The 7,741-nt window shown below is 74.3% G+C and carries 7 protein-coding genes; 4 read left to right on the top strand and 3 right to left on the bottom strand.

Annotated features, from left to right (window positions below; translation table 11 throughout):
* The first annotated feature begins 260 nt into the window (after positions 1-260).
* A complete protein-coding gene (locus tag IE312_RS16075) occupies positions 261-491 on the top strand; it encodes a hypothetical protein (protein ID WP_189982331.1) in 231 nt (76 codons plus the stop codon).
* Positions 492-509: 18 nt separating this feature from the next.
* On the opposite strand, the gene IE312_RS16070 is transcribed toward IE312_RS16075, so the two are convergent.
* Together IE312_RS16070 and IE312_RS16065 are read right to left on the bottom strand one after the other, a co-directional pair.
* Complete coding sequence (locus tag IE312_RS16070; RefSeq protein ID WP_189982329.1) at positions 510-1,211, bottom strand: 4'-phosphopantetheinyl transferase family protein; 702 nt, start codon at positions 1,209-1,211, stop codon at positions 510-512.
* Positions 1,159-2,064 carry a metallophosphoesterase family protein gene (locus IE312_RS16065; RefSeq protein ID WP_189982723.1) on the bottom strand — a complete coding sequence of 302 codons (906 nt, stop codon included), beginning with the start codon at positions 2,062-2,064 and terminating at the stop codon, positions 1,159-1,161. The genes IE312_RS16070 and IE312_RS16065 overlap by 53 nt, the downstream gene beginning before the upstream one ends.
* A 302-nt stretch (positions 2,065-2,366) precedes the next feature.
* Here IE312_RS16065 and IE312_RS16060 point away from each other — a divergent pair, with 302 nt between their 5' ends.
* Positions 2,367-3,485, top strand: a complete 1,119-nt coding sequence (locus IE312_RS16060) for an ATP-grasp domain-containing protein (protein WP_189982326.1) — start codon at positions 2,367-2,369, stop codon at positions 3,483-3,485.
* A gap of 367 nt (positions 3,486-3,852) precedes the next feature.
* On the opposite strand, the gene IE312_RS16055 is transcribed toward IE312_RS16060, so the two are convergent.
* Positions 3,853-5,190: a 6-phospho-beta-glucosidase gene (locus tag IE312_RS16055; RefSeq protein ID WP_189982324.1), complete on the bottom strand. Its 1,338-nt coding sequence runs from the start codon at positions 5,188-5,190 to the stop codon at positions 3,853-3,855.
* Between the two features lie 294 nt (positions 5,191-5,484).
* On the opposite strand from IE312_RS16055, the gene IE312_RS16050 reads away from it, so the two are divergent.
* Both IE312_RS16050 and IE312_RS16045 read left to right on the top strand, forming a co-directional pair.
* Positions 5,485-6,879 carry a glycoside hydrolase family 16 protein gene (locus IE312_RS16050; protein ID WP_189982322.1) on the top strand — a complete coding sequence of 465 codons (1,395 nt, stop codon included), beginning with the start codon at positions 5,485-5,487 and terminating at the stop codon, positions 6,877-6,879.
* 64 nt (positions 6,880-6,943) lie between these two features.
* Positions 6,944-7,741: MDR family NADP-dependent oxidoreductase (locus IE312_RS16045; RefSeq protein ID WP_229899865.1), on the top strand; the 798-nt coding region annotated here is incomplete at its 3' end.

Raw genomic sequence — 7,741 nt, 5'->3', positions numbered from 1 at the left:
ACCTCCTGTCCGACGCGGGCGCGGGCTCGGGCGCGAAGGGTGGCGCGGGCACGAAGGGTGGCGCGGGCACGAAGGGTGGCGCGGGCGCGGGTGGTGAACCGTTTCCGCCGCGTCGGAGGCCCTGGTCCGGTGCGGTTCCGCCTCCGCTAAGCGGGCTAACCGGCGCGGAGCCGGACGGCGTTGTCAGTGGCGGGCGGCAAGCTGGGGGGTGTGCGCCGCAGAGCGCGTGACCGTGACGCCTACTCGGGGAGAGCCGACCGATGCCCATCGCCGTACTGACCGACCGTGAGCGTACCGCCGTTCAGGCCTATCTGCGGCTGCTGCACACGGTGCGCGCCGCCTTCGACGGCCCGCCGGACGGGGACCGGCCCGGCGTCGTCCCGCCCGCCGTGCTCGCCGAGGCGGAACGGGCGCTGTCCCGGGCGGGGCTCTCGGGCAACGAGGAGGCGTTCTTCCAACTGCTGCGCGAGTGGTGCCCACCGCCTGCCTGAGCCGCACGGGCGTGGGGGTCAGGGCCGTGCGGGGTCGTCCGTGGCGTGCGGTATGACCACCGACGTGGCCACCACGCCCTCCCGTACGGTCCACCGGCCCTCGAAGACCTGGAGGCGCCGGCCGCCGACCAGCGGACCGGGGACGAGGAGTTCGGCGCGCAGGGTGCCGTACGGCGCGCCGTCGGCGTCCGGCCGGACGGTGATGTCGGCCTCGGAGAAGTCCAGCCACTGGCGGGTGAGCGGGAACCACGCCTTGTAGACGGACTCCTTGGCGCTGAACAGGAGGCGGTCCCAGTGCACGGTGGGCCACCGTGCGGCCAGCGCGTCGAGCCGGCTGGCCTCGGCGGGCAGGAGGATGGAGGCGCCGACGCCCTCCGGGAGCGGCCCGTGGGGTTCGGCGTCGATGCCCAGGGAGACCAGGTCGGCGGTGCGGACCAGGGCGGCGGCGCAGTAGCCGTCGCAGTGGGTCATGCTGCCGGCCAGCCCGTCCGGCCAGCGCGGGGCGCCGCGTTCCCCGCTGAGCACCGGCTGCGGTGGCACGCCGAGCTTCTCCATGGCGCGCCGGGCACAGCCGCGGACGGCCGCGAACTCACGCCGCCGCTTGGCGACCGCGCGGGCCACGAGCGCTTCCTCCACCGGGTGGAGCGGGGCGTCCCACAGCGGGTCGTCAGCGCGGGCCTCCACGGCCACGACCGACTCCGGGAGCAGCTCCTCGATCACCTGCGTCGACCTCCATGGGCAGGACGCGGCGCAGCCTTCCCGGCGGGTCCGGACGCTTGCGCCACTCGCGGGGATAGCCGACGGAGACCTCCAGGAAGCGGACTCCGTCGTGCCAGGTGGTGCGGGGGATGTGCAGGTGGCCGTAGACCATGGTGGCGACGCGGAAGCGCCGGTGCCAGTCCTCGGTCAGCGTGGTGCCGCACCACATGGCGAACTCGGGGTGCCACAGGACCTCGGTGGGGTGCCGGTGCAGCGGCCAGTGGCCGGCCAGCACGGTCGGCAGGTCGGCGGGCAGCTCGGCGAGCCTGCGCTCGGTCTCGGCGACCCGGGCCCGGCACCACGCCTCCCGGGTCGGGTACGGGTCGGGGTGCAGCAGGAACTCGTCGTTGCAGACGATGCCGGTGCCCTTGGCGTAGGCGAGGCCCTCCGCCTTGGTGGTGCTGCCGGCCGGGAGGTATGAGTAGTCGTAGAGCAGGAAGAGGGGGGCGACGACGACCGGGCCGCCGGGGCCGTGCCACACCGGGTAGGGGTCCTCGGGGGTGACCACGCCCAGCTCGCGGCACACCTCGACCAGGTGGTCGTAGCGGGCGGCGCCGCGCAGGGTGACCGTGTCGCTCGGATGGCTCCACAGCTCGTGGTTGCCGGGCGTCCACAGCACCTTGCGGAAGCGGCCGGCGAGGGTGCCGAGGGCCCAGCGGATGTCGGCGACGGTCTCCGCGACGTCCCCGGCCACGATCAGCCAGTCCTCGTCGCTGTGCGGGCGCATCTCCTCGACCAGGGCCCGGTTGTCCGGATAGCCGATGTGCAGGTCGCTGATGGCCAGCAGCTGTCCGGCCCCGGCCGTCGACTCCACCCGCGCTCCCCTTCCGATCATCCGATGACACCACGAGAACACATCGACCGGCCCCCGGACAAGAGCAACCCGTCCGCGTGTCAGCTTCCGGCCGGGCCGCCGCCGGCGGTTCCGCGGGCGGGCCGGGGCCCGGAATCCCGTAACACGCCCGTTGCACGAGCAGGCGCGTGGAAGCCGTATGATCGCCCCGACACCGGCGCCCCCAACTCCCCCCTCGCACGGGGCGCTTCGGTGACCCTTCCCTCCTCCTGCCCGGGCCCGGGCCGCTCCGCCGTGCCCGCGCCCCCCGAAAGGCGGCCTGCATGGGCTCTCGCGTACGCGTCTGGCTCAACCGCACGTACGCGGAGAACGTGTTCTTCGTGGATCAGCTGCGGGGGAATCCCGACGGCCGCACGGTGGAGATCCACGCCACGCACGGTGACCCCGACTCCCCCGTGCTGGCCGCCGCCGACACCGCCGGCCCGGAGCCGGAGGGCCTGTCACCGGCCGGCTACGTCGAGTACGCCCTCGACCAGTGCGCCCGGCGCGGCATCGACGTGTTCGTGCCCCGGCTGCACCAGGCCGCGATCGTGGCGCACCGCGCGGAGTTCGCGGCGGCCGGTACGGCCCTGCTGGCGCCGACGCCCGAGGCGGTCGCCGTCTTCGAGGACAAGGCGACCGCGTACGAGGCGGTGCGCTCGGTGGGTGTTCCGGTGCCACCGTGGCACCGGGTCCGTACCGCGGCGGAACTCGTCGCGGCCGTCGAGGACTTGGAGGCGTCCGGACACCGGCCGTGCTTCAAGCCGGCCGCCGGCGCGGGCGGGACGGGCTTCCGGATGATCACCCGGGCACCCTTCTCGCTGGCGCACCTCGACGGCTTCCCGGGCCCGTACGTCCAGCTGGACCTGGTCGTCGAGGCGCTGCGGCGGGTCGAGGAGCCCGTGGACTGGCTGGTGATGCCGCGCCTGGAGCAGCCCGAGGTGTCCGTGGACTGCCTGACCGGGCCGGACAACCGGGTGCGGCTCGCGGTGGGACGCACCAAGAACGGCCGCCGCCGGGGCTTCACCCTGGACGAGCGGTGGCTGGCGCCGGCCCGGCTGATCGCGGAGGGCTTCGGGGTGCACCACCTGTCCAACGTCCAGTTCCGGATGCTCGGCGACCGGCCGGTGCTCCTGGACGTCAACACCAGGCCCGCCGGAGGCCTGCACCAGCTGTCGCTCTGCGGGGTGAACGCGCCGTGGGCGGCGGTACGGCTGGCCCTGGGCGAGGACGTCGAGGTCATCCGGCCGCAGTTCCTCGGGCAGGACTACACGGTGGTGGCGGGGCCGCGTCCGCTGGTGCCCCCGGCGCTCCCCCGGCAGCGCACGGAGTCCGGGGTCCTGCTGCCCGCCGTACCGGCGCCGGCGCGGACCGCTTCGACGGGCGAGGCGCTGCCGCTCTAGACGACGCCGGCGGGGATCCGTCCCGTTCGCCTCCGCGAGGGGCGGAGGGCTCCGCACCACAGGCGTCGGCGCACCGCGTCCGCACTCGCCCGCGCTCGCGCACTCCCGGACACCCGACCGGGCCGGCACGCACCCCGGAACGCACCCCGGCACGCACGCAGGCGCGCGCCTCGGCCACCGGTCGGCGCCCGGTTCCCGCCGGCCGTCCGGCCGCGACCGGTCCTCCCGGGGCGGCCGCGCCGCCGGGAACCGCCCGGGCGTCAGCCCCGGCACCTGGCGGTGCAGCTCGGTCACGACCGGGTCCACCGCCGGCTGACGCGACGGAGAGGTGACACGCGGGGGCGCCCGGCGGAGCGGCCCCGCGTGCTCACGCCAGGTACGCCAGGCCCGGGTGGACCTCGATGTAGCGCTCGACCAGTCTGCGGGCGACCGTGACCGAGTCGACCAGCGGGTGCAGCGCGAAGGCCTTCACGGCGGTCGCCCGGGAGCCGGACTCCGCGGCGGCCAGCACCTCCCGTTCGACGGCCTTGACCGCACACACCAGCCCGGCGGCGTGCCCGGGGAGCGGATCGACGGCGAACGGGTGCGCGCCGCTCGCGTCCACCAGGCACGGGACCTCGACGACCGCGTCGGCGTCCAGGGCGGACAGGGCGGAGCGGTTGCGGACGTTGAGGATCAGGGTGGCGCGCTCGTCGCGGGCGATGGCCCGCATCAGGGCCAGGGCGACCTTCTCGTACCCGCCGGAGAGGTCCTCGGCCTCGCGTTCGCCCGCGCCGGCGCTCTCCCGGTTCTCGGCCATGTAGGTCGCCTCGCGCTCGGCGCGGGTGCGGTCCCAGGCGCGCAGGGCGGAGACGGCGGGGTCGGCGGCTTCGGCGTAGAACCGGGCCTGCTGGTCGCGGAGGAAGGCGCCGCGGGTCTTGCCGGCCTCCTGGTAGGCGCGGACGGTCTCCCGGTTGAAGTAGTAGTAGTGCAGGTACTCGTTGGGGACCGCGCCGAGCGAGCGCAGCCAGTCGGCGCCGAACAGCCGGCCCTCCTCGAAGGAGCCCAGCAGCGCCGGATCGCCGAGCAGGCGCGGCAGTTCGTCCCGTCCGGCGACACGCAGGGCGCGCACCCAGCCGAGGTGGTTGAGGCCGACGTAGTCGATGAAGGCCTCCTTCGGGTCGGCGCCGAGGACGCGGGCGATCCGGCGGCCGAGGCCGACCGGTGAGTCGCAGATGCCGAGGACACGGTCGCCCAGGTGCCGGGACATGGCCTCGGTGACCAGGCCGGCCGGATTGGTGAAGTTGATGACCCACGCGTCCGGGGCGAGGCGGGCCACGCGCCGGGCGATGTCGACGGCGACGGGGACCGTGCGCAGCCCGTAGGCGATCCCGCCCGCGCCCACGGTCTCCTGGCCCAGCACGCCCTCGGCGAGCGCGACCCGTTCGTCGTGCGCCCGGCCCTCCAGGCCGCCGACGCGGATCGCGGAGAAGACGAAGCGGGCACCGCGCAGGGCCTCGTCCAGATCGGTGGTGGCGGTCACCGCGGGGGCGTCCGGGACACCTGCGGCCTGTTCCCCCAGCACCCGCGTCACCGCGTGCAGCCGGCGCTCGTCCGGGTCCTGCAGGACGACTTCCGTCACCCGCTCCGCGCCACGGTCGGTCAGCAGCGCGCCGTACACCAGGGGGACCCGGAAGCCCCCGCCGCCCAGAATCGTCAGCTTCACTCCGGCACCTTTCCTCACACCTGCCCTTCCTAGCAGACCCCCGCCGTCCCAGGAGCACCACCCACCGTCGCCCGGGCCGGCGGGCCGGTGGCGCCGTCCCGGGGGGACAGAGGGGATTCAGGAGATTCGGACGACTTCAGCCCCTGAACTCCTGGGCCCCGGGGGGACTTTCCTTGTTTCAACTCTTGACGGTCTCGGGTCCGGGGAGCACATTGGCGGACCGTGAGAGCGCTCTCAAGGCCACATGGGAGCGCTCTCACCAGCCCCGCACACTCCCCGTACGAGAGGCTCCCCATGAGCGCATCCTCCGGCATTCCCCGACCACGCCCGCTGCGGCGCGCGCTGGTCGCCGTCGCCGCCGCACTCGGACTGGCCGCGGCCGTCGCCACCGCCGCCACCGCGCCGGCCAGCGCCTCCGCGCCCACCCCGCCCGCCGGCTGGACACAGGTCTTCGCGGACGACTTCAACGGCGCCGCCGGCTCCGGCGTCAACACCGCCGACTGGCGGTACGACACCGGGACCGCCTACCCCGGCGGCGCCGCCAACTGGGGCACCGGCGAGGTCGAGACGATGACGTCGAGCACCTCCAACGTCGCCCTGGACGGCAACGGCAACCTGCTCATCACCCCGCGCCGTGACGCCTCCGGCCACTGGACCTCGGGCCGGATCGAGACCAACCGCACCGACTTCCAGCCCCCGGCCGGCGGGAAGCTGCGAGTGCAGGCCCGGATCCGGATGCCCGACGTCACCGGGGCGGCCGCCAAGGGCTACTGGCCGGCGTTCTGGATGCTGGGCGCGCCGTTCCGCGGCAACTACTGGAACTGGCCGGGCATCGGCGAGCTGGACATCATGGAGAACGTCCAGGGCCTGAACACCGACTGGGCCACGATGCACTGCGGCACCAACCCGGGCGGCCCGTGCAACGAGACCTCCGGCATCGGCAACTCCACCTCCTGCACCGGCACCACCTGTCAGGGCGGCTTCCACACCTACGCGATGGAGTGGGACCGCTCGACCAGCCCCGAGGAGATCCGCTTCTCCCTCGACGGCGTCACCTTCCACACCGTGCGGGCCGACCAGGTCGACGCGACGACCTGGGCCAACGCCACCGACCACGGCTACTTCATCATCCTCAACGTCGCGATGGGCGGCGGCTTCCCGGACGCGTTCGGCGGCGGCCCGGACGGCGGGACCGAGCCCGGCCACTCGATGGCCGTCGACTACGTGCAGGTCCTGCAGTCCTCCGGCGGCACCACCACTCCCCCGCCGACCGGGAACCGGGACGCCTACAGCGCCATCCAGGCCGAGTCCTACGACAGCCAGTCCGGCGTCGTCCCGGAGGCCACCACGGACACCGGTGGCGGCCAGGACATCGGCTCCCTCGCCAACGGCGACTGGGCGCTGTACAAGGGCGTGAACTTCGGGTCGACGGCGGCCAGGCAGTTCTACGCGCGCGTGGCGAGCGGCGCGGCCGGCGGGGTCAGCGGGCTGGTCGAGGTGCGCCTGGACAGCCGTACCAGCACCCCCGTCGGCAGCTTCGCCGTGGGCAGCACCGGGGGCTGGCAGTCCTGGCGGACGGTGCCGGCCAACATCGGCCCGGTGACCGGCACCCACGACGTCTACCTCACCTTCACCAGCGGCCAGCCGGCCGACTTCGTGAACGTGAACTGGTTCGACTTCGGGCACTGACCGGCAAGGGCGGCGGCGCCGGGAGTTGACCTTCACGCATACGTCAATGCCTAGCGTCGCCGCCATGACGACCACACCGACCTCGCCCCGTACCGGGCTCCAGGCCCGCCTGGCCGCCCGGCCGCACGGGCTGCCCGCCCCCGGCGACATAGAGATCGCCGAAGTGGCCGTGCCGGATCCGGCGCCCGGCCAGGTCCTCGTACGCAACCTCTTCCTCTCCCTCGACCCCGGCATGCTGCTGCTGATGGCGGAAGGGCCCCGACTGCCGCTGCCCCGCTACGAGATCGGCGCCCCGATGCACGGGGACGCGGTCGGCGAGGTGCTCCGCTCGGCGGATCCCTCGCTGCGCCCCGGCGACCTGGTGGTGCACCGGCTCGGCTGGCGGGAGTACGCGGTGGCCGACGCCGGGGCGTTCCGGCAGGTCGACCGGAACGCCTACCCGAACCCCTCCCTGCACCTCGGCTTCGGGCTCGTCGCCTACGCGGGCCTCATGGAAGTGGCCCGGCTCAGGCCCGGCGACACGGTGTTCGTCTCCAGCGCGGCCGGCGCGATCGGCTCGCTGGCCGGGCAGATCGCCCGGCTGGCGGGAGCGCGACGGGTGATCGGCAGCACCGGCTCGGCGGCGAAGGCGGCGCACCTGACCGGGCGGCTCGGCTTCGACGCGGCCTTCGACCACCATGACGGCCCGGTGCTGCACCGGCTCCGCGAGGCCGCGCCCGACGGCATCGACGTCTACTTCGACAATGTCGGCGGCGAGCAGTTGCGGGCCGCGATCGAGGTGATGAACGAGCACGGCCGGATCGCCCTGTGCGGCGCCCTGCACCAGCAGTCCACGGGCCGGCCCGATCCCGGGCCCGGTGAT

The sequence above is a fragment of the Streptomyces capoamus genome (assembly GCF_014654935.1).
In the GTDB taxonomy this organism is placed as follows: domain Bacteria; phylum Actinomycetota; class Actinomycetes; order Streptomycetales; family Streptomycetaceae; genus Streptomyces; species Streptomyces capoamus.
This window is presented reverse-complemented; position numbering and strand designations above follow the sequence as displayed.

Excerpts from the sequence above, each read along its gene's own strand:
- IE312_RS16050 (WP_189982322.1), top strand. The coding sequence starts at position 5,485 with ATGAGCGCATCCTCCGGCATTCCCCGACCACGCCCGCTGCGGCGCGCG.
- IE312_RS16060 (WP_189982326.1), top strand. The coding sequence starts at position 2,367 with ATGGGCTCTCGCGTACGCGTCTGGCTCAACCGCACGTACGCGGAGAAC.
- IE312_RS16075 (WP_189982331.1), top strand. The coding sequence starts at position 261 with ATGCCCATCGCCGTACTGACCGACCGTGAGCGTACCGCCGTTCAGGCC.